The following is a 25,937-nucleotide window of genomic DNA, read 5'->3' on the forward strand; positions in this document are numbered from 1 at the left end:
TGATAATGTTTTGTTTGAATTCTTTGTCGTAATGAGTTGGCATGTAAAAATTCCTTCCTTTTGAGAGACGATTTATTCATTATACGCTCTCTTAAAAGTTGTCTCAGGAATCAGCTTACATCCAATACGAAAGAGGTAAGTAATGGCACACTCAAATAAACAATTCATCATTAACCTAGTCATTGCCAGTCTAATCAGCTTAGCATTGGTGAGCTTTAGTATGGCACCGGCGTATCTTTTCCTAATTAAGAATAATTGGTTCATGATCACGATTGGTTTTGTAATCTATGCCTTGGAAGCTTGGGGGCTATATTGGCTTTATTGGCATACAGCACGAGTTAGGCATTACCAAGTCGCGACGTTGAAGTCCCGGGTGAACATTGCACAATTAGGAACTGTGATTATTGCGATGCTGACAATGGTCGTGCTCATTATTGTTGATCTTAAATTGAGCGCGATGCTAAATATTCCCGAGACCAGCAATTCCAGGTCGTTGGCATGGATGCTCGGTGAAGCACCGCTTCCCATGATTGTTTCGGTCGTGATATTTTCCCCCATCTGTGAGGAATTGATTTTTCGCGGTATCTTTTTCAGCTACGCGTTAACGAATCAGTATAATCACCGTAATTATCAGATGATCGCGGTTGTTATTAATAGCTTAATATTTGCAAGTGTCCATGTTGATGCAAATTGGGAGCCGTGGATTTATTATACGTTAATGGGGGGCATCTTGGGGACAACTTATTTGTTGGCTAAGCGCGATATTAGAATGAATATTCTGGTGCACATGGGGACTAATTTGGCAGTTTTCGCGTTGGCGGCTATGAGTTAATGTTGTGGATAAAAAATTAAAACATAAGAATTGGTTTATCCACAGGGGATAACTTGGGAGGCTTGGTATGGTTGCTCGATTGATCAGGGTATTTGGTTATGTGTTAGCGGGTTTAGGGCTATTTATATTCATTCAATTACCGGTGTTAGCGGATGGCTATTGGAATTGGTGGGGTGAACGCCCGCAACAAATCAACGTCGGTTATCATTGGGGAGCATTAGTCGTTTTAACCGTTGGTGTTGCGGTCGTACTAGTACGTTGCTATCACCATTATTTTGAGATGCCAGTCCTGTTAGGGTATTTTTCTTGGTCAATGATGGGGCTGACTGCTTTAGTGGCAGTGGTGGTCGTGGTGATTCAAATGGGGATAAGTGGTCTGCTAGTCAGTCCAACCGAAACACAAAATGATGAAATCATGGCACTGATCCACAGTCCATTGGGGTTATTAACATTAGTGTGCACAAACATCGTTAGCCCCGTACTCGAAGAATTACTTTTCCGTGGAATTGTTCAAAATACGCTGCGACGATACTTGCCAGTATTGGGCGCGATTATGCTGACAAACGCAGTATTCGCACTCGGCCATGGTTATCAGTTAGCCAGTACGGTGGGCATCTTCATTACAGGATGCGGTTTTTCATGGTTAGTACTCAAAACAAAACAACTGAGTACCGCAATGGGATGTCATATACTGGTGAACTGGCTGGTCACACTTATTAACATGATGTGGGGATAAGTTTCAGTTAGTGATATCCGGTCAAACCGCAAGTTGTGGATTAGTTACCATTGGGGATAATTATCAGGAAATGGATGTGAAGGAGCATGGTACATCAAAACGTCAAATTTATTGGTAGATTACTACTTGCCAGTTTATTGGCAGCAATCGTGATGGGGCTTAGTACGGCGCCCATCGATATTTTAACACTCAAGTATAACTGGATAACGGTGGCGATCTTCTTGGTCGTCTACCTGTTTGCAATTTATTTATTCTATCGAATTTATCTGGAATCAGTTACTAATAATCATTTTAAGATTACGAAAATAGTTGCTAAGCCGAGCGCGCGTCAATTAGTGATTACGGTACTGGCAATGGTGGTCATGCTGATTTTGGCAGCGGTGCAAGTTAAATTTGTTAGTGATGCTGTCTATCCAATCGCGGAGAATGTTGCTGACTTGCAAACATTGTCTCAGCGCTCACCGATATTGATGGCGTTGGCCCTGGGTGTTTTTGCACCGATTTGCGAGGAATTAATTATTCGCGGCAATTTCTTCAGTTATGCGCTGGCGGAACGTTTTGATCAGCCACGCTACCAACTAGTTACCGTTATTGTTAACGGCGTGTTGTTTGGTCTACTGCGTGGCGGTTTTAGTTGGGTGCAGTTGTCATACTATACGGTTATGGGTCTCGTACTCGCGGCAACCTACATATTATCTGGCCGGGATATTCGAGTTAACAGTGTCGTGCACGTCACAGCTAATCTGGGCCTCATGCTAATGGCATGAGGCCAGATGGACTTGGCAAGTAACTTGAGTGGGTTGATTTAAAAGCCCGTTAGTGAACATTCTAGTTACGGTTGTTTGGATGGAGTGGATGAAATGTTACAGAAGAATTTACGGTTTATTGGTAATTTACTAATTGTGAGTGTGTTGAGTGTCATTATTGTCAATATCAGTTCCTTACCCGTGTATATTTATTTGATTACGGCCAATTGGTTTACACTGTTAGTTAGCTTCAGTTTATATGCCGTGATTATCGTTTTCTTGTACAACATCTATAAGACGACCGCGGAATTACGGCAATTTGATTTTCGACCGTGGCGAACGCGGCTAAATAAACGGGCCTTGCTATTCATGATGATCGGCGCAGTCATTATCGTGGCGCTTGCTTTTGGCTATGCTAAGCTGACGGCGGTATGGCACATCACTGAATCGGGTAATGAACGTTCATTGGATTTACTGTTGCGGAAAAATCCGGTAGCGATGACACTCGATGCCGTCATTTTTGGACCAATCGCTGAGGAGCTGAGTTTCAGGGGCTTTTTCTTTAGTTACGTCTTGTCAGACCAATATCTTGACCGGGAGTACCAAGCAGCTACCATTGTTATCAATGGGCTTCTTTTCGGTTATCTGCATAGCGGAAATAGCTTGGTGCCATTAGCATATTACACGCTGTTCGGCATGGTGCTGGGGACCATCTACCTATTATCTAAGCATGATATTCGTGTGAATAGCGTGACACATATGTTAGCAAATCTGGGGATACTCTGGTTGGTTCCTAGCTAAAATAGGGGTCGTACTAGTCGGGTACTCAGATGAATTGGATATTTGGGTGTGGTCAGCTAATAATAGGAGCAAGAGTCGGATGGATTGAGATATACACGTGATACGGGTATAATCGATTAAGAATTTTGCAGATAAGGAAACTCACAAGGTTTACCAACAAAAATTCTCTAAACAATTGCCACCAACCATTCAGCGATTAGCATTGCGAAAATTACTAATGATTGATCATGCGGAAACAATTAATGATTTGAGCCTACCGCCTGCCAATCACTTGGAAAAATTAAGTCATGATCGCCAAGGGCAATATAGCATCAGGATTAATAATCAGTATCGGATATGTTTTGCAATTCGAAATGGTAATGAGTTTAGTTTTATGATGTTGAAATAGTCGATTATCATCATGGTTAGGAGACCAAAAAATGAATGAAATCCCAACACCTAAAATTAGTGAAATTCTTGAAGAAGAGTTTATGGCTCCCTTGCATATCTCTGCATATTTTTTGGCTCAACAGATTGGGGTACCCACGTCACGGATTCAAGACTTACTACATGATCGTCGACAGGTGACGGTTGATACATCGCTGCGGCTAGGACGATTCTTTGGAGTGTCGGATCGTTATTTCTTGGAACTTCAAAATGATATTGAAATTCGTAATTTGAAACAGATACATGGTGCTGAATATGCACAGATAAAAAAGTATCAAGTCAGTTAAATAAGGACGTAGACCGTAGTTGCTTGGTAGCGTACTACGGTTTTTGCAAATATAACCTAAACTGATAAGCAGCAGATCTTAAATTTTAAGGTTATCAACAGGTGGATAAAGCAGTGGCGTTTGTATTATCCACCTGTTGATAATCATTGAGTTGGCTAATTGCACTTTCACTACTGGGTTAACTGGTCGTGAGAAAAATGGTCAAGCATTAGTTTCGTGATAACGAAAAACGACTGGAAGTAGCTAGCGTAATACCGCTGGGCTACTTCCAGTCGTTTTTTTATTACAGTTATACTCGTACCTGATGTTCAATCGTAAATAATGTCGGGTCCAATTGGGCAATTAGTGGGGAGACATCACCGATGCTGAGCAATGTCAAGTGGTGCATCGCTCGTGACGCAATCGTGTATAAGATGCCAACTGAATCCGCATCGGGATAATTGGTAGCGGAGACATCGTATGCGACCACCGCGTCAAATTCTAACCCCTTTGCAAGGTAGATTGGCATAACAATCACGCCTTGTGGCATGGTACGGTCGCTATCGGCCATCAACGTTGTTACTGTATAGCGCTTCAGGTATTGGTAGACCTGCTTGCTTTCTGCTAAATCTTTAGTTAGTACGGCAACGGTGTTAGTTGCCTTGAGCTGATGTTCAACTTCGCTACGCAGACTGCTGAGAGCGGCGTCTTCGCCATAGCGAATCATGACCTTAGGTAAATCGCCTTTACGTGTGAACGCTTGAATCTGGTCGCCGTCGGGTAATAGCGCTTTAGCAAAGTTCGTAATCTGTTCGGTCGAACGGTAGCTCTTATTCAACGTAATCAAGTTCGCCCGTCGGACATTGAAAGCATCCTTGAGGCGTTCCAGTAATTGCTGTGGTAACTCAATCCCCTTGAATAATGCTTGTTCACTGTCACCTAACAGTGTGAACTTAGCTAGTGGGAACGCGTGCTTGATATATAACAGTTGTGCTAGCGAATAGTCTTGCATCTCATCGACAAAGATATATTGCATCCGCCGGTTCTGACCACTGCCAGTTAGGACATCGCGTAATAACAATAGTGGCGCGCAGTCAACCAGAGCAATCCGATGGTACTCAACGGCGGCCTGGTAAGCGGCAATTCGTTGTTGCCATTGGTCAGGCGTCACGGTGGTGGGCCGATCAACTTGCGCTAAGAAATCGTTATATTGTTCATAGGTGTCTAAGAAGTAACCATTATAGATCGCATCGTAGACTTGCCGCAGTCGTTTGGTCACGATTTGCTTACCAATATAGAAGACTTCATCGTCGAGTGATTGAAAATCACCGCGGCGCTTGGAACCTAATAAGTCGTGGTAAGCTTCGTCGCTCAATTGGTCAATGATATCATTGACCCAGTCAGCTTGGGCTTCATCGTCAATGCGATGCTTTAAGCGTTTAATTAAAGTGTTCTTGATTGCTAGGAAACGGTCAGCTGGTTGCATCGCTGCTGGTAAGGCCGTCGCAATCTTTGTAATGACCTCTTTAGCGAAGAAGATTTCGCCATTAAAGACGATGTTGGTGAAGCGTAATTGGTCGGCTGGTAGCTGATGGCAATATTGATCGACTTGGCGCATAAAGTCGGCGCTTTCTTGAAAATCGCGAATTGCCGGTGTCAGTTGTTCACGCTGGCGGTCACTTTCGTAGCGCTCAAAGAGGCTTTCAACGGTTAGGCCTTGAAAACGTGCACTGAGAAATTCGGCAAGCGTGACTTGACGCATATTGCGCTCCCCTAAACTAGGTAAGACTTCGGAGATGTAGTGACTGAATAAGCGGTTGGGCGAGAATAATACCATTTGGTCCGCTTCTAGGGAAGCCCGTGAGTGGTAGAGCAGAAAAGCGATCCGTTGTAAAATGGCGGACGTCTTTCCAGAGCCGGCAACCCCTTGGACAACTAGTAAGTCACTAGTGGTGTCACGAATAATATCGTTCTGTTCTTTTTGAATGGTTGCTACAATATTTTGCATGTAGGCATCATTTTGTTCTCCAAGGACGGCCTGCAAGATTTCGTCACCGACCGTTTCATTCGTGTCGAACATATTCTTGATCTGACCATGATTAATCTGGAATTGGCGTTTCTTGATCAGCTCGGTCGTCTGCTGCCCGGCCGGTGTTTGGTACTGGACCTGACCCAGAGTACCATTGTAGTAGACTGAGGAAATCGGGGCGCGCCAGTCGTAAACTAAGAAATTCTGTTCAGCGTCGACAAATGAGGCGGTGCCAATGTATAAACGTTCGGCTTCCTCGTCGGGACTATCTTGAATATCAATGCGCCCAAAATAGGGTGAGTTACTGAGATCTTTCAAGACACCGACTTGCCGTTTCAAGATGGCTTCGGATTCCACGGCGCGTTCAACCATTTGCTTTTGTTGTTGCAGTTCCGCGTTCGTTTCAATCCGGTCATCGACTTCAAACGTGTTGACGGAATTATTATCACCATAGTTTTTCTGAATGACATCGGTTTCGTGATGAGCCTTTGCCAGCAAGTCGTCGGTCTGTTGTGCCCGTTCTTTAACTTGCTCGATGACTCGATCAACCCGTTGTTGTTCGCGTTGTTGCTCTTGATCTGATGTTGCCACGTAGAGGGCCTCCCGTCTGATAATCGTCTAAATCGCTTGAACAATTTTAGGCGGGTTTAGGGATGATGTCAATCAAAGCGCCTGCAAATTCACTGATTTATCAGTAATTGTTGTGAAATGTGATTATGAGTGGCACTAAGGCGTGCTAGCCAACGGTGGGCAAGTTCGGCAGCCTTACGATGGCAAGGCTGAAACTTGCAACCTATGACTATTTATTCTAATATGGTTTTAATCATTCTAATAAAGTGGGTGGAACGAATGCGTGTCGCACTAGCACAACTTAATATTCAGTTTGGAGATCCGGATGCCAACTACGAGCAGATTGAAGTGGCCATTCAACGGGCAGCTGAGCAAACTGTCGACGTGATCGTCTTACCGGAGATGTGGAATACCGGTTATGCGTTAACTCGCCTGAATGTCTTGGCGGATGATGATGGGCAGCGAACGTTACAATTACTCAGCAAGTTAGCTCGGCAGTTTCGCGTCAACATTGTCGGTGGCTCAGTCGCGGTCGCTCGCGATGGGCATTACTATAATGAGATGTTAGTCGTCGATCGTCAGGGACAGTTACTGAGTCGTTACGATAAAGTCCACCGGTTTGGGTTAATGGCGGAAGACCGTTATATTACCGCTGGTGAGACCGAGAACGTTTTTGAACTCGACGGAACTGTTGCGATGGGGGCGATTTGTTATGACATTCGTTTCCCAGAATGGCTTCGTAAACAAGCAGCCCGTGGCCCCCAAGTGATTTTTGTCAGTGCTGAGTGGCCGACAGTGCGGCAGATGCAATGGCGGCTATTACTGCAAGCACGTGCGATTGAAAATCAAGCATTCGTGGTTGCGGTTAACCGCGTTGGCAGTGATCCTGATAATCAATTTGGTGGTCAGTCACTAGTTATTGACCCGCTCGGCCAAATTGTGGCTATCGGTGGTGCCCATGCCCAGTTGATTACGGCCGAGCTTGATTTAACACAAGTTGACCAGGTTCGTGGTCAGATTCCAGTGTTTGAAGACCGGCGCCCGGAATTATACTGAAGCGTAAATTGGGGACTGGGGCTGGGAGCACTTAACTGAATTTTAATGGTGTTGAAGGAACGCCCGCTTGAATTTCGATGGGCTTAAACGTCGAAATGACGGTCGGTATGATGAAATGGTAGCGGCTAGTTAACGCGAATGATGCCCAGAATTTATTTTGACACGGTCAGGTATAACCAGTACACTAGAACTAATTAATCGTTGAAGAAAAGAACAGTAAGGCGTCCAATAACAGAGACCTAGCACGTGCTGAAAGCTGGGGCGGACTAATGAATTGGCTTTTTGGAGATTCGGTGAACACCGGGGACCCACCCTTATCGGTCAATGAGTGGCAGAGACAAGCTTTCTGCAATTTAGGTGGTACCACGGTGATGCGTCCTAATTAACTAGTATTAGTTGATCAGGCGCTTTTTTAGTGCCAATAGAAAGGATGAGTACAATGACAAAAAAAGTGATTTTAACGGGTGATCGCCCCACTGGTAAGCTGCATATCGGGCACTATGTCGGTTCATTACGTAACCGGGTCGCATTACAAGATTCTGGGGACTATGATTCATACATTATGATTGCGGATAACCAGGCGTTGACGGATAATGCGCATGATCCCGAAAAGATTCGTAAAAGTTTATTACAAGTTGCGATGGACTACTTGGCAGTGGGAATCGATCCCCAAAAGTCAACGATCTTAGTCCAGTCTCAAATTCCAGCATTAACTGACATGATGAATCAATACTTGAACTTAGTGACGGTAGCGCGCTTGAATCGTAACCCAACCGTGAAGACGGAAATCAAGCAAAAAGCTTTTGGTGAAAGTGTTCCTGCCGGTTTCTTTGTTTATCCAGTCAGTCAGGCCGCTGATATTACGGCTTTCAAGGCGACGACCGTTCCCGTTGGTGACGATCAAGAACCAATGCTCGAACAGACCCGTGAAATCGTACGGAGCTTCAATAAGACTTACCAAACTGATACGTTGGTCGAACCTGAAGGCTACTTCCCACCAAAGGGCTTGGGCCGAATCCCTGGACTTGACGGCAATGCCAAAATGAGTAAATCACTAGGAAATGCAATTTACCTTTCTGACGATGCTGATACTTTGAAGAAGAAAGTCATGTCCATGTATACCGATCCTGATCATATTCATATGGAAGATCCGGGTAAGGTCGAAGGTAACGTGGTCTTCACGTATCTTGATATTTTTGATGAAGACAAGGCCAAGGTCGCAGACTTGAAGGCCGCCTACCAACATGGTGGCTTGGGTGACGTTAAGATTAAACGCTACTTGATGGACGTGTTGGACGGTGTATTGCGGCCAATCCGCGAACGGCGTGCAATTTACGAAGCTGATCCAGCTCAAGTCTTACAAATTTTGAAGGATGGTACAGCGAAAGCGAACGTGGTCGCTGACCAAACGTGGCGTGAAATGCAAGACGCCATTGGAATTAATTATTTTAAATAAATTATGGTAGAAAATAGTGCAACTGACCGTCGGATGTGTGAAGACGGTGAGTTGCACTTTTTTGTAGACCCTTAATATATGGGGCTTTCCGGTAAATTAATAACGATGGCCCAACGCATCACGGTTGCGAATTAAAAAGAAAAGGCAGACTAAATTGAAAATTAGGCTGATTTCGTTTGCTTTCTTACATGAATGATTGTAAAAAAGTGCTTGTTAAAATAAGTTTTTGGCAAGAAAAGGGGTGGTAAGGAATTCGAAAGCGCTTGCTGTGGCTGCCTTTAGTCATAATATAAATTCATTGGTATAAAATTACGAAAAATAAAGCGTTTTCATGTATTCTGTGATAATATAATTTGTGGGCACAAGTTTTACAAGCACCTACTAATTTATCGAAAGGAGGTTTAGTCATGTATCAGGCAATTGCGCAGGCAATCATTAAATCGATAATGGCGGATGAATATCCGACTAAGTTACCAACCGAAAAAGTGTTAATGGCGCAGTACAACGCCAGTCGCAATACGATTCGTAAAGCGATTGATGTGGTCTTCCGGCATGGGTTGTTACGTCGCGTGCAGGGGAGCGGCAATTTTATTATCAAACAACCGCAGAACACGAAGAAAGTGCTCAACTTATCGATTGGATTTGACCAGTCCGCCATGGTTGAGGGTGGACCATTAGTATCAAAAGTTGTCACGTTTGATAAAGTGACAGCGGATGAAACTTTAGCACAACAGGGGAACATTGCGCTTGGTGACGAGGTTTATCGGGTGGTGCGATTACGTTATTTGAATGACATCTTGTATGACCTGGAAGAGTCTTATTTTCCGCGAACGGTCGTCCCGTTCTTATCGAGTGAGAGCGTGCAGCATTCAATCTTCGCCTTCTTGCGAGAGGCATATGGTATTACGGGGAGCACCACGGAAAACTACGTCCATCAAGTGCGGGTGGACGCGCAACGGGCGGAGTTGATCGGTTGCCCAGATGGTGACAAAACGTTGTGCTTGGAAGCAATCAATTACTTGGCTAATGGGACGGTCTTTAACTTCTCCAGGACGTTCTTCGTCTATCCAGATTTGGAACTCTATTACCATACCGAAAATATTGATTTACAAAACTAGTACGGGGGTGACGCAACAGTTGTGTTGGGTCACTAACTAGCGAAAACCTACATTAGGAGTGAGGGGTATATTATGAATTCATTTATCGAATGGCTTAACAAACACTTAGTGCCAGTTGCGGCCAAGATTGGTGCAGTTCGGTGGTTGATCGCATTACGTGACGCGTTTATAGCAATTATGCCGGCAATGATGGCCGGGTCGATCGCCACGGTTCTGAACGCTTTAGTTCGAGATATTCCAACGAAGTTCGGTTGGATGGGCATTGTTAATTCGATGCAGTGGTTGATTGGAATTAATGCGATGGTTTGGACGGGGACGTTAGCCATCTTAGGTCTGATTTTCTCATTTACATTTGGGTATCAATTGGCAATCCAGTACAAAGTTGAACCAGTTACTGGTGGGATCGTGACACTTGGAACTTTCATCATGAGTTTGCCACAAAACTTTACCGGCACGTTGACGAGTACGTTGAGCAAGGGCGCTACTAAGATTTTGACGGACTCTGGCATGGCGGTTGCTGGCAAAAAAGTGACGGCTTGGGGTTACTTCAACTTCAACACGTACTTTGGTTCGTATGGTTTCTTTACGGTCATGATTTTAGGGGCCATTGCAAGTGCCGTTTACATTGCTTTGATGAAGAAACACATTACAATCAAGATGCCAGATTCTGTGCCACCGGCAGTTGCAAACGCCTTCACTGGGGTTATCCCAGCCGCCGCTGCATTTTATGTCGTTGGGATTATTAACTGGATCTTCAGTAAATTCAACACCACGGTGATTGAATGGATCGCGAAGATTATTCAAGAACCACTATTGAATATGAGTCAAGGGTACGGCGCCGTCCTCTTAATGACGCTGTTAGTTCAAGTTTTCTGGTTCTTCGGGATTCATGGTTCCAATGTCCTGGCACCAATCTTGGACGGAATCTGGTTGACGGCTCAGCTTGCTAATGTTAACGCTTACCAAGCTGGCAAAGCCTTGCCATACGTTTGGACGCGGAACTGTTTTGACTTGTATGCATGGATTGGTGGGGCCGGCTCGACCTTACTATTATTAGTAGCGATTTTAGTGTTTAGTAAACGAGACGACCAACGTTCAGTGGCTAAGTTGGCGATTGGCCCCGGATTCTTTAATATTAACGAACCCGTGATGTTCGGGATGCCAATTGTACTTGACCCAATCTACTTTATTCCGTTCGTTTTAGCACCAGTTGTGACTGTTTCGATCGCCTACGCTGCTTTATCAGCTGGGTGGGTCGCACCGATTACGAACAATATCGTTTGGTCAATGCCACCGATTATGAACGCCTTAGTTGCCACAATGGACTGGCGGTCAGTGGTCTTACAATTATTTAATGCCGCCGTTGCCTTTGCGATTTACGTGCCATTCGTTAAGGCTGCCAACAAGATTAAACCAGCAGCGATTGGAGAATAGATTGTCATGAAAAGCTTAAAGCAGTGTTTACTCATCGAGATGAACCTTGGATTATTAGCCGTTATCTTAAGTCCCCTGGCCGGAACGACCGGTCAATGGGTGACGCTCGGATTAGGTTTAGCGGTCAGCGCAGCACTTTTCGTCGTTTATCGGCGAGTGGGTCAGATAGAAAGGAGCCACCAGAATGCAGATTAAATTAACTTTGAACGCCCCTGTGGATTATTTATACCAACAGTTGATCGATTCCGCGCGGGCTGATATTCAGCAGCAAACGGGTCGGCTGGCGCCACGGCAGAGCTTACAAGGCTATGAGTATGCCAAACAGTGGTCCAACGGTCTGACCGGTAATTTGAAGATTACCCACGCGCAACCCGGTGTTCGATATGCGTATGAATTAGAAACGCCCCACGATCATTACGGCGTCGATTATCAATTCGTACCGGACACTGATGGTCACCAAACTGTCTTAGAATATGCCGAAACCTTTTTAGGCAAGGATAAGAAGACGAATGCCAATAATAAGCTTGGCGTGCTATTCCTAGGATGGTTCCGTAAACGCCGCTTTAAGAAGATGATGAATCAGATGGCTGCTAGTTATAATCAATAAGTAAGTTGCTGAACTGAAAAAAAGGATTTCGTTATTTCGAAATCCTTTTTTGTGTCCAGGCAAGATATGGAAGCTAATCAGTTGCAACGAGCGTAACTTCGTGTATACTCAAGATACACGGGAGGGATGCGTAATGAAAGCACGGGTGGTTGGTAATTCAACGACATTGACAATTCCTAAAAAGTTCAATGTTGCGAATGGCACAGAGTTTGAAGCAGAGCAGCTAGATGATGGTTCGATTTTATTCAAATTGAAACATCGCAATCCGTTCGAGGGTGATTGGTTTAATGACCAACTAGAGCAGTCTGACATAACCCTGGACATGGAGGACGTCGATAGTGAATGGGACTAATCAGTATATTCCACGTAAGGGTGACATCGTTTTAATCAATTTTAATCCGAGTGCTGGGCGCGAAATCCAAAAGTATCGCCCAGCATTAGTTGTTAGTAATCAAAAGTATGCGCGATTAACAAAGCTAGCGCTAGTTTGTCCCATTACCCATACTGCCAATAACCGGATGACGGCTTTGGGGTTGTTGATCAAAATCAAAACACCGAAAGTCGACGGCTATATCAATCCACTCCAATTTCACACGTTTGATTACGTCCGTCGGGATATGCGTCAGGTTGGCGCTGTCGATAAGCAAATATTAGATCAGACACTACAAGTTATTAACGATGTTGTTAATGCTAATGAAGTATAGCATGTTGCTTAAAATAGCGCTTAGTCACAGTGTTCACCAATAGTGTGACTAGGCGTGATGTTCGCGACGCCAACCAATCGTGGCAAAGTTCGCGTTTATCGGTTGGTTAAGCGATGCTTGGGAGCGGACGAACGGCCAGCAAACGTCATTCCTGCAAAGCAGGCATATCAATGCTAAAATTAAAAGCATTCAATCCAAAAGTTAAACTAGTGATAAGGGAGTATGAGAACGTGACAGCAACACCATTCTGGTCGCAAATTGCGGCCCAAGCCAAGGCAGACGGGCGACCATTTTTTACGATGGCCCCGATGGAAGCCGTTAGTAATACTGTTTTTCGGCAAGTCATTAGCCATGCCGCTGCTCCAGATACGTTTTTTAGTGAATTCGTCTATGCTAAGAGTATTACGAACCCGAATACGAAGTTTCCGGTGCATGGTCGGTTGTACGTGGCGGCAGCTGAGTCGCAAAAACCGGTCGTTCAACTGTGGGGTAACGAAGCGGCTGACTTTGCTTCGGCTACAGCTGAACTTCGTGACCGGGGCTTTGAAGCAGTTGATATCAATATGGGCTGCCCGGATGGGACGGTCATCAAAAATCATGGTGGCAGCGATTTGATTCGCAATCCGCAGTGGGCTGAAGACGTGATTGCGGCTGCAAAGACGTCGGGACTGGCCGTTAGTGCGAAGACGCGCTTAGGTTACAGTAAAGTTGCTGAATATCATGACTGGATTGCAACGTTGTTATCGCAACATGTGGCAGTCTTGACCGTTCACTTGCGGACCAAACAGGAAATGAGTAAGGTACCCGCACACTTTGAAGTTATCGATGACTTGATTAAAATGCGTGATGCGATCGCCCCGGAAACGTTACTCCAGATTAATGGTGACGTGGCTGATTATCAGGCCGGGGTGGCGTTAGCCAAAGCACATCCTGGATTAGATGGTATCATGATTGGTCGGGGAGTGTTCGCGAATCCGTTTGCATTTGAGTCCCATCCCCAATCGCATGATTTGCATGAACTATTAGGTTTACTGAACATGCAGCTCGACTTGTTCGATGACTTTGCCACCCGTTATGACGTGCCACGTTTTCCGTCCTTAAAACGGTTCTTTAAAATCTATGCGCGCCCAGAACTAGGCGCCACTGACCTGCGTAACACGATGATGGATGCCAAGTCAACGGATGATGTACGCAAAATTTTAGCGGCTTATCAAGCCAAAATGCAGGTGACCAATCACAGTTAGTGTCAGCAGCAGACAGGTTGATTAAGGCAGTAATACGTTAATAAACTTCAATCTTATTATATAGAAACATCTCGATATCGGCAGTGAGTGCTAATGTTGGGATGTTTTTGTATCTAAAGGGGTATGACAATTGTATTCAAATCATTGGAGGACTGATTGTTCGCCTGTCGCCAAGCTAATCTGGATGCTTGTAACATCATTTACAATGATTGTAACGTTGTCATCTTATCAAGAAAACCATGTTACAAGCATTCGTTACTGCCAACTAGCTAGTCTAATGAACCCAAAATGAACGGCCCTAGTCAAAACATTAGCGTCGTTCATTTTGGGCTTTTTGATATTTTTTGGTGTGCAATCCGGCCCTAGAAGTCACAGTGTTACATCATAAATGTTAGAATAAACCTAACTAATATTTTATAAACGAAAAGTGAGCGTGGTGTTATGAGAAACTTAGCGATTGTGGATTTAGGGTCCAATTCGGCGCGGATGGCGGTCAGTCGGTTGCACGCTAACGGCACTGCTCAAGAAATCAAGCGTGTTAAGGAAGATACGCGTTTGTCGGAAGGAATGGGAACGGCACACGTACTCCAGCCCGCCGCAATTGAGCGAACAATCAAGGCGTTACTCAATTTTCGCCGACTTTATGAAAAAATGCCCAATACGGATGTTATTGGCATCACCACAGCTGCAGTTCGGATGGCACAAAATCAGGCTGAATTTCTCAATCAAGTCAAGCAAGAAGTGGGGCTCGATTTACGGGTCTTATCTGGTGACGATGAGGCCTATTACGATTATCTTGGGGTTGCCAATTCATTGGTCATCCATGATTGCCTAATCTTAGACACGGGTGGCGCAAGTTGTGAACTGATCTTGGTCAAAAATGGCCGCAAACAGCAACTGATCAGCATTCCATTTGGCGCGGTGACATTATCGGAACAATTCGGTCTCGACGACTTAGTGCCGTCTGCGAGTCTATTTCGGGCGCAGATGTTCCTACGTAACCGACTGGCAGATATTTGGTGGTTATCAGAAGCAGTGCACTTCCCAATCATTCTATTGGGTGGTGCCAACCGAACCTTAGCCCGCATTAATCGGCGCCGGCAACAAAAGTTAAAAGTTGAAGATATTCACGGGTATCGTCTGAAGACAGAGACGGTGTTCCACACGTTTTTGGACTTACTGTCACGGTCGAAAAAAGGTCGCCAGGAAATTTCAGGAATGGAATATGATCGTGCGGACATTATTGTTGGTGGAATGTTACCGCTAGTGACGTTATTACAGATGTTGGATAGTGATCGGGTGATCTTTTCTGAAAGTGGTGTTCGTGAGGGAATTATTTCAGAACACCTCAATCAATAGGTCGGTTCGGTAGATGAGTCGAATGGAGAGAATAGGAATGAGAATATGACAGCTGATTTTCGGCACTTTTATCAAAAAAATTGGGCGGAACGTACTGCCATCGTAGCGCAACAGGCCCATTTAACGCCAGCTGAACAGGCGTTATTTAAACAATATTATTTACCACAACATCATGAAATTATTGAGAATTATTTGACGGATTACCCATTACCGATGGGGTTGGCTGTCAACTTAGTCGTCGATGGCGTGGATCACATTGTTCCAATGGTTACTGAGGAACCTTCTGTTATTGCGGCAGCAAGTAATGGCGCTAAAATTGTCAAGCGTGCAGGGGGCTTCACGACCGTCCTTAATCAACGTGAAATGATTGGTCAAATCGTTCTGGAGCAGTTGTCTGATCCGGCTGCAACCGCTGCCGTGATTGAAGCCCACGCTGCAGCATTATTAAAAGTAGCTGATGCGGCCCATCCCAGTTTAAAAAAACGAGGTGGTGGCGCTCGGCGCCTACGTACGCGTGTTCTCGGACAAGGCTATTTATCAATTGACCTATTCGTTGATGTGCAGGCTGCTATGGGGGCCAATATGCTCAATAGTATGTTGGAAGCCGTGGCAAAGTCCATCGGTGTGATGACGAAGCAGGACGCTTTAATGAGTATTCTATCGAATTATGCAACGGCGAGCTTAGTCAAGGCCATTTGTGACATTCCGGTCGGATTATTACAGGCTGGGCGGTATGCCGGCAAACTAGTTGCCCAGAAGATTGCGTCGGCCAGCACGGTCGCTCAGCTTGATCCGTACCGGGCCACGACTCATAATAAAGGTATCATGAACGGTATTGATGCTGTCGCTATTGCTAGTGGCAACGACTGGCGCGCTTTGGAGAGTGGGGCACACGCCTATGCTGTTAAGGACGGTCAATATCGTGGCATGAGTACCTGGACCAGTGATGGTCGGATGCTGCACGGTGAACTGGAATTGCCACTACCGGTTGGCATTGTGGGCGGTTCAATCAAAATTAACGAGTTAGCCCAGTTGAATCAACGAATATTAGGTATTCAAACAGCGGGTGATTTGGAAAGAATTATGGTTGCCATCGGGTTAGCCCAAAATCTAGCCGCTTTACGCGCCTTGGTCACGACTGGTATCCAGCAGGGCCATATGCACCTACAGTTGAAATCGCTCGCGATGGCAGCGGGAGCGACTCCTGAGGAACTCCCCGTTATCTTACAACGACTTGAATTAGCATCTCAACAAGACCTCGCAACCACGCAACAACTCATTGCGGAATTGCGGCAAACAAAGGAAGAGACTGATGACTGAAATTAAATTGAACCAAACTGTTACAGATTTATTAAGTACCGCCAATTCGTTATATCCGGGCAATATTAGTGTTCGTTTTGGTGACACAAAAGCGGGTTACGTCCGCCATGATCAAGCACAACAAGTGTTAGATGATGGTGACCTGACCGTTCGGGTTAGCGATATTACGGCTCCTAATTACACAGCGTCACATGAATTATTACATCTATTATTGTTATTACAAGGCTTTCCACAGATTACCTTTAATTTAACCACGCGTGATCAACAACTGGACGAACAATTGATGGCAATCGCTATGGAACTTTATGACATGGTGAGCCACGTCTTGGTCGTACGCAAACAACGTGAACATAACTTAATCGATGAGCAAATTGAAACGCTATACATGCAAGGTGTGGCGGCCACAATCGAACCGGAACCTGCGGGCAAGGCGGATGCGATGATGACGTTACGGTTATTAACATTGACTGACCTACTCGTTTTCTTTAATGGTGAATTACCAGCTGATGATTTGCAAAAGGTGACAACGGCCTATCCACAAGCTTGGCCGGCTGCACAGAAGCTATACGCCGTAATCAGTCAGAAGCCAGTTGACACCCCGTTTGCGATGCGGCGTGCCGTAGTAAAGCTGTTTAAGGCTTTTGATGATCAGATGACGGCTTGGCATTTACCAGTCCTACACGGAACGGAATTTGTGACCGTTCAGAGTGTGCTCAGTGAACGGCAAGAGCGGCTGGAAGTCCGGCAGTTATTTGACGTTTACCATTCAGATCTATTAGATAAAAATAAACATACCCGAGCGTACATTGGGTTATATAAGAGTGACCGTCAGAATGCGTTTGTCCTACCAGCACCGGCGCAAAAGAAGAGCGATGCCTTTTTCAAAGAGGTGTACGATAAGACGGTCAAAGAATTATTCCAAGAAATGAATCTACCCTATACGTTACGGTAAGCTAAGCAGGGAGATGTCAGAATGAGTGACATTACAGCAGCACAAACAACTTTACAACAAGCTCAGCATATCGTTTTTATGACGGGGGCCGGCGTTTCGACGCCCTCGGGAATTCCTGATTACCGGTCTAAAAATGGACTGTATACCGAACACCATAACGCGGAGTATTATTTAAGCCACGCGTTTTTGGCGGAGCATCCGCTGGAATTTTATCAATATTTACAATCAAATTTATATTATCCAGACGCCCAACCGAATGTGATTCATCAAAAGATGGCGGCACTGACTCAGCAAGGGCGGGCCAGTGTGATTACACAAAATATTGATAATTTATATGGGGTGGCTAAAACGGCTCAGCTCGTTGAATTTCACGGTAATCTCTATCAGGTCTACTGCACCAAGTGTGGTCAGCATGTCGATTGGCATGAGTATTTGAAGTCTCCTTACCATCAGACAGACCATGGCTACTTACGGCCTAACGTGGTGTTGTACGACGAGGGGATTGCGAGTGCCAATATCGAACGGGCAGTTCAATATTTACAGCAGGCTGACCTAGTCGTTATTTGTGGGACCTCGTTTCGGGTGTACCCGTTCGCCGGCCTAATTGACTATCGTAATCCGAAGGCTCAAGTGCTTGCAATCAATGCGGAACCGCTCCAGTTGCCATTTGCATTTACGATGGTGCAACAAGATGCGGTCGACTTCTTCGAGGGGGTGCAGGTCTGATGATAACAATTGGCTTAACAACTTGGACGGAACACCCTAGTTTACTGGGTGGTACTGAAAAGCTGACCTTAACTGAATATTCGGGAGTCCTACCAGTCGTCGAAGTGGACACGCCATTCTATGGTATTCCGAAAGTGACGACGGTCGCGAAGTGGCAAAAGGCCGTCCCTGATAAGTTTCAGTTTATTTTGAAAGCAAATCAGGTGATGACGCTGCATGACACTTATGACGAAGGGGTTTCGATGGATGCGCTAAAGACAGCTTATCGGGAATACCGTGCGATGCTCAAACCGTTAACGCAGCACCAGCAATTAAAAGCGGTGCTCTTCCAATTTCCGCCGTTTTTTGAACGGTCGAACCGCAACTTCCATTACCTACAACGGATGGTCGAGTGGTTACCCGGTGTTCCAATCGCAGTCGAATTTCGTAACCAGAGTTGGTACGAGGAGAGTGTCAAAGATGCGGTCTTTAGTTTTCTGAAGGATCTGGGGATTACCCATGTGATTGTCGATGAGCCGCACGCTTTAAATGATGGCGTTAGTTTCGAGCCGGTCGTAACGAATTCGAAATTGGCACTCTTACGCTTACATGGTCGTAACCAGCAGGGCTGGTCAGCCAAGGGCGCTAACTGGCGTAGCCAACGGACTTTATATCGGTATAGTGATCAAGAACTAGCTGAATTCAAGCAAACGGTGGAACAGTTACAACAGCAGGCGGACGAGGTTTGCGTCATCTTTAATAATAATTCTGGTGGTGACGCGGCCGATAACGCGATGGCACTCAAAGAGTTGCTAGGCGTTTCGTTTGGTGATTTAGGACCGCATCAACTGGACTTGTTTTAAAATGATTTATGAGTGATTGATGTGATACTTTGCTTAATTGAACGAGTTATCAGTTGAATTACTATGTTGGATCAATACAGTCACTATGACCGTGAACCGTTGAAATTTGGTAGTACGGTTGAATATTCTTTAATTGATGAATCATGACAACTAAAAATGTAGCGGTAGTTCGGACATTCAATAATGTGAGCTGCCGCTACATTTTTTTGCACTTACACCTTAGTTAATCAATATGGCCTTAGCCATCTGATTTGAAAGCGAACGGTTGGGATACATCATTTGGAAGTAAAGTTAGTGTAAAGTCAAGAAGTAGTTTATGTAAATTCCTGTTTAGTTTTGGTAATAATTATCTCGTTGGTCGTGGATACGATGGCTTGGGACTGCCTTAAAACTAGGCAGTTATAAGTACCTTAATTCATGATTCTTAGGTGAATTAGGGTGATTGAGAAAAGTGCGTGATTAAGATACACTGACTTCAGTTCAAGCAACTAAGTAGTTGCCTGCCATTATGTGAGTTGCAGATAGTTATGGCAGGTTGAAGTGTTGTTGAGAATCGAATGTTAGGTCATAACAATATAGATTGGGGCGGATTGGGTATGCAACCGGATATTATTTGCGCAAATGGGGTTTTCTGCGCTGATGGAAAAGTCTTATTAACACGGGAATCAAAAAACACAGCTTATTATTTTCCTGGTGGCAAGGTCGGTGTGGGAGAGACGCTAACACAGACTCTGCAGCGAGAATTAAAAGAAGAGTTGTCATTAGTTGTGTCGCCAGATCGGTTTAAGTGGGCCTTCACCCACCGTGGTACGGCCTATAATCAACCGGGAAAAATAGTCGAGTTAAATTGTTTTTTAGTTGCGGGGAGTGGCGCGCTCAAAGTCGACTCGGAAGTTTATGATTATAAGTGGTGTCGGCCGGACGATAGCCGGATCGCGGAAGTCGTTCGTGAAGCGCTGGCCCGATATTCGTGGGTTGTTGAATAATAATAGATTACCAATAAATGACCGGTTAAAATCAACTCGTGATTTTAATCGGTTATTTTGTGGTGGTTGGTTGGGCCATTTGAAGCATGGTAGTTGACTAGTCTGCCACGATCTTTGCGTGTGGAGAACTCTTTTGTTAGTGTTTCTTAATAAACACAGGAAATATGATACAATATAAGAGATTCTACACATTGGCCCAGCAACATGTTATTTTAGACCAAGACGTGTTGTTTGGACGCGTGTGATTTGTTCATGGATTTTAATCAAAGACATGCTTAACGAGTTAATCATAAACCAGTTTGAAGGGAATTTACGTCATGGCAGAAACAAAACCAACTTATTATATTACGACGCCGATCTACTATCCTTCGGGGAAGTTGCACATCGGTAATTCATACACGACAATTGCGTGCGATACTTTAGCACGTTACAAACGTGCGATGGGTTACGATGTTTACTTCTTAACCGGGACGGATGAACACGGCCTCAAAATTGAAGAAAAAGCAGAAAAATTGAACACTGATCCGAAGTCATACGTTGATGGGATGGCAAAACAAATCAAGGATTTATGGCAATTGCTAGAAATCTCTAATGACAAGTTTATTCGGACCACCGATGATTATCATGAACGCGCGGTCCAAGAAATTTTCGATCGGTTACTTAAAAATGGTGACATCTACTTAGGTGAGTACGAAGGCTGGTACTCCGTTGATGACGAAGAATACTTCACTGAAACGCAGCTGGCTGAAGTTTTCCGTGATGATAACGGCAAGGTTATTGGTGGTAAGGCGCCCAGTGGTCATGAAGTCGAACTTGTTAAAGAACAGTCCTACTTCTTTAAGATGAGTAAGTACGCAGATTGGTTGTTAGATTATTATCAAAGTCATCCTGACTTTATTGAACCAGCTAATCGGATGACCGAAATGATCAATAATTTTATTAAACCAGGTCTGGAAGACTTGGCCGTTTCTCGGACGAGCTTTACTTGGGGTGTCCCTGTCAAGAGTGATCCTAAGCACGTCGTTTACGTGTGGATTGATGCCCTGACAAACTATATTACGGCACTGGGTTACGCAACCGGCGACTCCGAAGACTTGTTTAACAAGTTCTGGCCTGCCGATGTTCAAATGGTTGGTAAAGAAATCGTGCGCTTCCATACGATTTACTGGCCAATTATTTTGCATGCACTCGGGTTACCATTACCTAAGAAGGTCTTTGGTCATGGTTGGTTATTGATGAAGGACGGCAAAATGTCCAAGTCTAAGGGTAACGTGATTTATCCTGAAACATTGGTTGAACATTACGGCTTGGATGCGCTTCGTTATTATTTAGTTAAAGCCATGCCTTATGGTAACGATGGTTTATTCACACCAGAGGACTTTGTGGCGCGGGTTAACTATGACTTGGCTAATGACTTGGGAAACTTGCTGAACCGGACCATTGCGATGATCAATAAATATGAAGATGGTCAATTACCAGCATTCAAAGCCGGTGTGACTGAATTTGACGCTGACTTAGAAGCCACAGCTGCCACGACTATTAAGAACTTCAACGCTTGCATGGACAGCCTGCATTTATCAGATGCGCTGGCTGAAGTGTGGAAGTTGGTCAGTCGGACGAATAAGTATATTGATGAAACGGCACCTTGGCAATTAGCTAAGAGTGACGATGCGAATGATGCTGATAAGTTAGCCAGTGTGATGGCCCATTTAGCAGCTAGTTTGCGGGTGATTGCTAGTTTGATCAGTCCGGTCATGACGCATGCACCTAAGGAAATCTTTACCCAATTAGGGTTGGACCCAGCAACTTTAGCAATTGCCGACTTACAACTGGCTGATTTGCCGGCTGGCGCACAAGTCGTTGCTAAGGGAACCCCAATCTTCCCACGGGTCGATATGGATGCCGAAGTTGAATTCTTGAAGGGTAAGATGACGAAATCCGACAAACAGAAGGGGCGTAAAGCCATGGAAAACGCGAAACATGAAGCTGAAGTCGAACAAGGCTGGAACCCAGCTGAGACTAATTTGAACCTCACTAAACCAGCGATTACCATTGATGATTTTGACAAGGTCGAATTGAAAGTTGCTGAAGTCATTACGGTGCAGAAATTGAAAGGGGCTGACAAACTCCTACAATTCCGTTTAGATGCAGGAGATGCTGATCATCGCCAAATCCTTTCAGGTATTGCTAAGTGGTATCCAGAACCGGAAGAACTGATTGGCAAGAAGGTTATCATCGTTGGTAACTTAAAGCCACGGAAGCTTCGTGGTGAAATGAGCCAAGGCATGTTACTGTCAGCAGAACACGACGGTCAGGTGCAATTAATTACGGTACCAGATAATATGGTAAACGGATCATTGATTTCGTAAAAACTAAATGTTGAGTAAAAAATCGGGCGCACTGACTAGTGAGCTCGATTTTTTATTTGTAATTCAATTGTTATTTTAGTTGTTTTTGACAAATGGGTTAATCTCCCGTACAGTAGTACGAACAAGAAATGAGGTGAGAACATATGAAGTATGAACAGATTCTCGTATGCGTCTCCGTAGATGGAAAAGGACGTTTTTCCGAAAATTAATTAAATTTAGGAGACTTAATTAAATGAAAAACGTCCAAAAACAAGTGCCATCATTATTACTATTAATCACATTAGTGGGTTTTCCACAAATCAGTGAATCAATTTTTACGCCGATCTTGCCAGCACTCAGTCAGGCAATGCACGTTAGCGCCAGCCACAGCCAGCTAACCATGAGCAGTTATTTTGTGGCTTTTGCAGTTGGGGTGCTCTTCTGGGGGCAATATGCTGACTATCGCGGGCGCCGTGATGCCATGTTAGGTGGATTAGCCTTTTATTTGATTGGTAACTTAGGGTTATATCTGAGCCCGGGCTTTACTTGGTTATTGGTTTGCCGCTTGATCCAAGCTTTCGGTGCTAGTGCTGGTTCGGTTGTGACACAGACTATCATGCGTGAGAGCTTTACGGGTGTTACTGGTGCAAAAATCTTTGCGAAGGTGAGTGCGGCCATGGCACTATCACCCGCTCTCGGGCCACTCATCGGAGGTGGCGTCCAGACTGTGTTCGGCTATCAGCATGTCTTCTCGGTCTTGATCATGATAGCAGTCGTAATACTGTTGTACGCGGGGTGTTGCTTGCCAGAGACTCGACCAGAAACGGTCAAAGTGGCCTCTTGGCGGCAACAAAGCGTTGTCGTTTCACGGTTATTGCACGATCCCGTGGTCTGGTGTTACGGCCTATTGATTAGTGGTATTAATGGTATTTTGTTTAGTTATTACGCTGAAGCGCCGTTTATTTTTGAAACGCACTTCGGCTTTAGTGCTGTGCAATACGGTAGTCTCGGTTTAGTCTTAGCCGCGGCCAGTCTGCTGGGCGCGTTGCTAGTGAATTGGCTTGTCAACTATTGGTCACCAATGCAGGTCGCTTTAAGTGGCTTAGGATTGAGTTTGGTAGCGGCAGTTGGCTTGGTGATGACCGCTGTTGGCAATCACGTCATTGGGATGCTGATTGGAATTTTTCTAGCCTTCTTAGGTCTGAACATCACCCTACCAAACGCGTTGAATCGTGCTTTGATTGGCTATGAAACGGTGATGGGAAGTGCCAGTGGCTGGTTTAGCCTGGGTTATTATCTACTAGTGAGTGTGCTAACTTACTTAATGAGTTGGCTCCACCACGGTAGTATCGTGACATTGCCCGTATACATGTTAGGCGTGGTCGTCGTGATGACGGTGGTGTATGCGGGACTGTATTGGCGGCGTGTACGTCATTAATTTTGCTTGAAAGCTTGGGGAAACCCAGGCTTTTTATATTGGCATTGTTTTTAGGTCCAGTAAGACGTTTTGAAAAATCGTGTCCCAGTATTGGATGTGTAAACAGTGCACAATATCAAGTGCTTGACTACAGGCGGTCAATGGCTGGTTGGGCTTAGTCACGTAGTCCGTAATGCCCTGACAGAATTTTAGTAGTAATGCTGGCCGAGTTGGTCAGAGGGAAAGTTGATCGTTGTCATTATAGGATATATTTTAGTAATTAGCTTGGGCTGTTTATCGTGAACAGCAACGAACAGCTGGTTGGCTAGAAATGTCATGAAGGTTAAAGCTTCGTCAGTCAACCGTTGATATTTGTGGAAACTTTTATTAGCGCTTGTTAATAGGATGATTTGCTGCTCTGGCGTAAGAGTGGTGAAGATTTGGCGACATAACATCAAATCATATTTGGACCACAGTTGAAGATTCAATAGGTCTTGAATAAGCCCGTCAATCGCTGCTCGTAACGTTGAATCCAGTGCCTGTTGTGGTGTTTCTAGGTGGTGCAAAGCCAGGTGGGTTAGCGTTAGTAACTGTTGATAACGATGAGCATGCGTTGCATTAAATAGCTTGTCAATTTGCTTCTTTAATTTCCAAAGCTCGCCAATATCTTCTTTGACGACTGCGTTTTGGATTTGTTGCAGCAATTGTTCAACCGGGGGAATTTGATAGTGATGTAAGATGAAGTCAAATTCCTGAAGGGTAAGTTCTAACCGCTCTAGTAGCTGTAAAAAGCAAACAGCCGAGATGTTGCTGTGACCGTTGATGAAGCGATAGTAAGTTGACTTTGAGATAATGCGTTCATTGTTAGTAACATCATTGACTGATAGTCTTTTAGCATGCTGAACCATCTTGACAGTTGCACCGATTGAAGCTGAATTAGACAAACTGGACACTCCTAAATAACTGGATTTGCTGATGATTTCCCATATCTGGGAATTTTTCTCGCTTAGAATAATTAATGTGCTACATTAAACTGAACGAATAGTTAATGTGGTGAATTGAACATTGCGTGTATCGTTATCTGATGATTTTGAACATTCTATTAACTATTATTGTTTTATGTTAGTTGATGGAATTAAGCATTGAATGAAAAAGATTAGAATAATGTATGAATTTTTGAAAAGAGTACTTTGTGTTAAAGCAGGTGAATGTTAGTAACCATAACACTGAGGTGTTGTTACTGAAAAGTGTCGCTATTGAATTGAGAAAATTAAAACCAGTAATTTTGAATATCGTTGAGATGGGTTATTGGTTTTAATGAATATACTCAAATTTGGAAGATGTCAAAATATGAAATGTTAGCGCAGATATTGACTTTAAACTAAATTATTCTTCGAAAAAGTCACAATACATAATAAAGATTGTTTGAAGTCCTCTCAGCGGTTATAAAGTTTAAATTGATAGTCTCCATTCAGCATCGATAATAGTTTTTGTAAGGGTGATTTGATGAAGCGCTGGAATCGATTATTACAACGTATTCAAGTAAAATATGGCAGTTTATCAGAGCAGCAATTGTTAAAAATCGATTATTGGTTATTAGCAATCTACCTAGTCTTGTGTGGCGTTGCCTACATTCGTCTGCTTCATTCCCGCAGTGCTGTGCTCCAAGTTGTGCCGGAATTAATAATTACTCTAATGGCATTTGGATTGTTGCGAATAATTAGATGGCGGAAAACCACGCCCAAGAGTCGGTTTAAGTTTGCGACTGAGGATTATTCACCAGAAGAGCAATTAGTTTTTGTGATGATTGTTTTTTTAGAAAATTTTCCGACCCCCGTGGTAATGGAGGTAATCGGAAATATTTTATTTATTCTGATTAGGGTCCGTCTTAAAACTACTTAAGTAAGATGCAAATTGAGGCAATGTAGACCGTAGCCAGATAAACATGAGCGAGCTTATCAT

Annotated in this window: 25 protein-coding genes and 1 pseudogene; 24 read left to right on the top strand and 2 right to left on the bottom strand. The window is 44.3% G+C overall.

What is annotated here, in order from left to right:
- Nucleotides 1-142 precede the first annotated feature (142 nt).
- The 6 genes and pseudogenes from ACOV1R_RS13045 to ACOV1R_RS13070 all read left to right on the top strand — a co-directional run bounded on the left by ACOV1R_RS13045 (nt 143) and on the right by ACOV1R_RS13070 (nt 3,828).
- The gene (locus ACOV1R_RS13045) at nt 143-832 is read left to right on the top strand and encodes a CPBP family intramembrane glutamic endopeptidase (RefSeq protein WP_003646474.1); all 690 of its coding nucleotides are present in this window, start codon (nt 143-145) and stop codon (nt 830-832) included.
- Between the two features lie 67 nt (nt 833-899).
- Nucleotides 900-1,568, top strand: a complete 669-nt coding sequence (locus ACOV1R_RS13050) for a CPBP family intramembrane glutamic endopeptidase (RefSeq protein WP_003646475.1) — start codon at nt 900-902, stop codon at nt 1,566-1,568.
- An 86-nt stretch (nt 1,569-1,654) separates the two neighbouring features.
- A complete protein-coding gene (locus ACOV1R_RS13055) occupies nt 1,655-2,335 on the top strand; it encodes a CPBP family intramembrane glutamic endopeptidase (protein WP_016511604.1) in 681 nt (226 codons plus the stop codon).
- Nucleotides 2,336-2,428: 93 nt separating this feature from the next.
- Nucleotides 2,429-3,115: a CPBP family intramembrane glutamic endopeptidase gene (locus ACOV1R_RS13060; RefSeq protein WP_003646477.1), complete on the top strand. Its 687-nt coding sequence runs from the start codon at nt 2,429-2,431 to the stop codon at nt 3,113-3,115.
- 115 nt (nt 3,116-3,230) lie between these two features.
- A pseudogene (locus ACOV1R_RS13065) lies at nt 3,231-3,523 on the top strand (type II toxin-antitoxin system RelE/ParE family toxin).
- Between the two features lie 11 nt (nt 3,524-3,534).
- Nucleotides 3,535-3,828: a HigA family addiction module antitoxin gene (locus ACOV1R_RS13070; protein WP_003646479.1), complete on the top strand. Its 294-nt coding sequence runs from the start codon at nt 3,535-3,537 to the stop codon at nt 3,826-3,828.
- Nucleotides 3,829-4,117: 289 nt separating this feature from the next.
- On the opposite strand, the gene helD is transcribed toward ACOV1R_RS13070, so the two are convergent.
- Nucleotides 4,118-6,427, bottom strand: a complete 2,310-nt coding sequence (gene helD, locus ACOV1R_RS13075) for an RNA polymerase recycling motor HelD (protein WP_003646480.1) — start codon at nt 6,425-6,427, stop codon at nt 4,118-4,120.
- A gap of 258 nt (nt 6,428-6,685) precedes the next feature.
- On the opposite strand from helD, the gene ACOV1R_RS13080 reads away from it, so the two are divergent.
- The 17 genes from ACOV1R_RS13080 to ACOV1R_RS13160 all read left to right on the top strand — a co-directional run bounded on the left by ACOV1R_RS13080 (nt 6,686) and on the right by ACOV1R_RS13160 (nt 23,996).
- Nucleotides 6,686-7,462 (top strand): carbon-nitrogen family hydrolase, encoded by a 777-nt coding sequence (locus ACOV1R_RS13080; protein ID WP_003646481.1) that lies wholly within the window; start codon nt 6,686-6,688, stop codon nt 7,460-7,462.
- Between the two features lie 439 nt (nt 7,463-7,901).
- On the top strand, nt 7,902-8,918 hold the full coding sequence (gene trpS / locus ACOV1R_RS13085; protein WP_003646482.1) for a tryptophan--tRNA ligase: 1,017 nt from the start codon (nt 7,902-7,904) through the stop codon (nt 8,916-8,918).
- 407 nt (nt 8,919-9,325) lie between these two features.
- A complete protein-coding gene (locus ACOV1R_RS13090) occupies nt 9,326-10,036 on the top strand; it encodes a GntR family transcriptional regulator (RefSeq protein ID WP_003641997.1) in 711 nt (236 codons plus the stop codon).
- A 72-nt stretch (nt 10,037-10,108) separates the two neighbouring features.
- A complete protein-coding gene (locus tag ACOV1R_RS13095; protein WP_003641998.1) occupies nt 10,109-11,470 on the top strand; it encodes a PTS sugar transporter subunit IIC in 1,362 nt (453 codons plus the stop codon).
- A gap of 6 nt (nt 11,471-11,476) precedes the next feature.
- Nucleotides 11,477-11,665 carry a hypothetical protein gene (locus tag ACOV1R_RS13100; RefSeq protein ID WP_217203308.1) on the top strand — a complete coding sequence of 63 codons (189 nt, stop codon included), beginning with the start codon at nt 11,477-11,479 and terminating at the stop codon, nt 11,663-11,665.
- Nucleotides 11,655-12,077 carry a DUF3284 domain-containing protein gene (locus tag ACOV1R_RS13105; RefSeq protein ID WP_128485135.1) on the top strand — a complete coding sequence of 141 codons (423 nt, stop codon included), beginning with the start codon at nt 11,655-11,657 and terminating at the stop codon, nt 12,075-12,077. The genes ACOV1R_RS13100 and ACOV1R_RS13105 overlap by 11 nt, the downstream gene beginning before the upstream one ends.
- 133 nt (nt 12,078-12,210) lie before the next feature.
- On the top strand, nt 12,211-12,429 hold the full coding sequence (gene mazE, locus ACOV1R_RS13110) for a type II toxin-antitoxin system PemI/MazE family antitoxin (protein ID WP_003646485.1): 219 nt from the start codon (nt 12,211-12,213) through the stop codon (nt 12,427-12,429).
- On the top strand, nt 12,416-12,781 hold the full coding sequence (locus ACOV1R_RS13115; RefSeq protein ID WP_003646486.1) for a type II toxin-antitoxin system PemK/MazF family toxin: 366 nt from the start codon (nt 12,416-12,418) through the stop codon (nt 12,779-12,781). Before mazE ends, ACOV1R_RS13115 begins: the two co-directional genes overlap by 14 nt.
- A gap of 230 nt (nt 12,782-13,011) precedes the next feature.
- Nucleotides 13,012-14,025: a tRNA dihydrouridine synthase gene (locus ACOV1R_RS13120; RefSeq protein WP_003646487.1), complete on the top strand. Its 1,014-nt coding sequence runs from the start codon at nt 13,012-13,014 to the stop codon at nt 14,023-14,025.
- A 441-nt stretch (nt 14,026-14,466) separates the two neighbouring features.
- Nucleotides 14,467-15,384: a Ppx/GppA family phosphatase gene (locus tag ACOV1R_RS13125; protein ID WP_003642008.1), complete on the top strand. Its 918-nt coding sequence runs from the start codon at nt 14,467-14,469 to the stop codon at nt 15,382-15,384.
- Between the two features lie 45 nt (nt 15,385-15,429).
- The gene (locus ACOV1R_RS13130; protein ID WP_003642009.1) at nt 15,430-16,704 is read left to right on the top strand and encodes a hydroxymethylglutaryl-CoA reductase, degradative; all 1,275 of its coding nucleotides are present in this window, start codon (nt 15,430-15,432) and stop codon (nt 16,702-16,704) included.
- Complete coding sequence (locus ACOV1R_RS13135; protein ID WP_003642010.1) at nt 16,697-17,656, top strand: hypothetical protein; 960 nt, start codon at nt 16,697-16,699, stop codon at nt 17,654-17,656. The genes ACOV1R_RS13130 and ACOV1R_RS13135 overlap by 8 nt, the downstream gene beginning before the upstream one ends.
- Before the next feature lie 21 nt (nt 17,657-17,677).
- The gene (locus ACOV1R_RS13140; RefSeq protein ID WP_003646490.1) at nt 17,678-18,382 is read left to right on the top strand and encodes an NAD-dependent protein deacylase; all 705 of its coding nucleotides are present in this window, start codon (nt 17,678-17,680) and stop codon (nt 18,380-18,382) included.
- The gene (locus tag ACOV1R_RS13145) at nt 18,382-19,224 is read left to right on the top strand and encodes a DUF72 domain-containing protein (protein ID WP_003642012.1); all 843 of its coding nucleotides are present in this window, start codon (nt 18,382-18,384) and stop codon (nt 19,222-19,224) included. The genes ACOV1R_RS13140 and ACOV1R_RS13145 overlap by 1 nt, the downstream gene beginning before the upstream one ends.
- 596 nt (nt 19,225-19,820) lie before the next feature.
- The gene (locus ACOV1R_RS13150) at nt 19,821-20,210 is read left to right on the top strand and encodes an NUDIX hydrolase (protein WP_003646492.1); all 390 of its coding nucleotides are present in this window, start codon (nt 19,821-19,823) and stop codon (nt 20,208-20,210) included.
- Between the two features lie 317 nt (nt 20,211-20,527).
- On the top strand, nt 20,528-22,579 hold the full coding sequence (gene metG, locus ACOV1R_RS13155) for a methionine--tRNA ligase (RefSeq protein WP_003646493.1): 2,052 nt from the start codon (nt 20,528-20,530) through the stop codon (nt 22,577-22,579).
- A gap of 232 nt (nt 22,580-22,811) precedes the next feature.
- Nucleotides 22,812-23,996, top strand: coding sequence for a multidrug effflux MFS transporter (locus tag ACOV1R_RS13160; RefSeq protein ID WP_016511603.1), 1,185 nt, complete (start codon nt 22,812-22,814; stop codon nt 23,994-23,996).
- Between the two features lie 188 nt (nt 23,997-24,184).
- On the opposite strand, the gene ACOV1R_RS13165 is transcribed toward ACOV1R_RS13160, so the two are convergent.
- Nucleotides 24,185-24,928, bottom strand: coding sequence for a transcriptional regulator (locus tag ACOV1R_RS13165; RefSeq protein ID WP_225914123.1), 744 nt, complete (start codon nt 24,926-24,928; stop codon nt 24,185-24,187).
- A 553-nt stretch (nt 24,929-25,481) separates the two neighbouring features.
- On the opposite strand from ACOV1R_RS13165, the gene ACOV1R_RS13170 reads away from it, so the two are divergent.
- Nucleotides 25,482-25,877: a hypothetical protein gene (locus ACOV1R_RS13170; protein WP_114674194.1), complete on the top strand. Its 396-nt coding sequence runs from the start codon at nt 25,482-25,484 to the stop codon at nt 25,875-25,877.
- Nucleotides 25,878-25,937: the final 60 nt, after the last annotated feature.

This window comes from Lactiplantibacillus sp. YT640 (assembly GCF_049745435.1).
GTDB lineage: Bacteria > Bacillota > Bacilli > Lactobacillales > Lactobacillaceae > Lactiplantibacillus > Lactiplantibacillus plantarum.

Bases quoted from the DNA above. Each gene is read 5' to 3' on its own strand.
- ACOV1R_RS13045 (WP_003646474.1), top strand. From the start codon at position 143: ATGGCACACTCAAATAAACAATTCATCATTAACCTAGTCATTGCCAGT.
- ACOV1R_RS13050 (WP_003646475.1), top strand. From the start codon at position 900: ATGGTTGCTCGATTGATCAGGGTATTTGGTTATGTGTTAGCGGGTTTA.
- ACOV1R_RS13055 (WP_016511604.1), top strand. From the start codon at position 1,655: ATGGTACATCAAAACGTCAAATTTATTGGTAGATTACTACTTGCCAGT.
- ACOV1R_RS13060 (WP_003646477.1), top strand. From the start codon at position 2,429: ATGTTACAGAAGAATTTACGGTTTATTGGTAATTTACTAATTGTGAGT.
- ACOV1R_RS13070 (WP_003646479.1), top strand. From the start codon at position 3,535: ATGAATGAAATCCCAACACCTAAAATTAGTGAAATTCTTGAAGAAGAG.
- ACOV1R_RS13080 (WP_003646481.1), top strand. From the start codon at position 6,686: ATGCGTGTCGCACTAGCACAACTTAATATTCAGTTTGGAGATCCGGAT.
- trpS (WP_003646482.1), top strand. From the start codon at position 7,902: ATGACAAAAAAAGTGATTTTAACGGGTGATCGCCCCACTGGTAAGCTG.
- ACOV1R_RS13090 (WP_003641997.1), top strand. From the start codon at position 9,326: ATGTATCAGGCAATTGCGCAGGCAATCATTAAATCGATAATGGCGGAT.
- ACOV1R_RS13095 (WP_003641998.1), top strand. From the start codon at position 10,109: ATGAATTCATTTATCGAATGGCTTAACAAACACTTAGTGCCAGTTGCG.
- ACOV1R_RS13100 (WP_217203308.1), top strand. From the start codon at position 11,477: ATGAAAAGCTTAAAGCAGTGTTTACTCATCGAGATGAACCTTGGATTA.
- ACOV1R_RS13105 (WP_128485135.1), top strand. From the start codon at position 11,655: ATGCAGATTAAATTAACTTTGAACGCCCCTGTGGATTATTTATACCAA.
- mazE (WP_003646485.1), top strand. From the start codon at position 12,211: ATGAAAGCACGGGTGGTTGGTAATTCAACGACATTGACAATTCCTAAA.
- ACOV1R_RS13125 (WP_003642008.1), top strand. From the start codon at position 14,467: ATGAGAAACTTAGCGATTGTGGATTTAGGGTCCAATTCGGCGCGGATG.
- ACOV1R_RS13130 (WP_003642009.1), top strand. From the start codon at position 15,430: ATGACAGCTGATTTTCGGCACTTTTATCAAAAAAATTGGGCGGAACGT.
- ACOV1R_RS13135 (WP_003642010.1), top strand. From the start codon at position 16,697: ATGACTGAAATTAAATTGAACCAAACTGTTACAGATTTATTAAGTACC.
- ACOV1R_RS13140 (WP_003646490.1), top strand. From the start codon at position 17,678: ATGAGTGACATTACAGCAGCACAAACAACTTTACAACAAGCTCAGCAT.
- ACOV1R_RS13145 (WP_003642012.1), top strand. From the start codon at position 18,382: ATGATAACAATTGGCTTAACAACTTGGACGGAACACCCTAGTTTACTG.
- ACOV1R_RS13150 (WP_003646492.1), top strand. From the start codon at position 19,821: ATGCAACCGGATATTATTTGCGCAAATGGGGTTTTCTGCGCTGATGGA.
- metG (WP_003646493.1), top strand. From the start codon at position 20,528: ATGGCAGAAACAAAACCAACTTATTATATTACGACGCCGATCTACTAT.
- ACOV1R_RS13160 (WP_016511603.1), top strand. From the start codon at position 22,812: ATGAAAAACGTCCAAAAACAAGTGCCATCATTATTACTATTAATCACA.
- ACOV1R_RS13170 (WP_114674194.1), top strand. From the start codon at position 25,482: ATGAAGCGCTGGAATCGATTATTACAACGTATTCAAGTAAAATATGGC.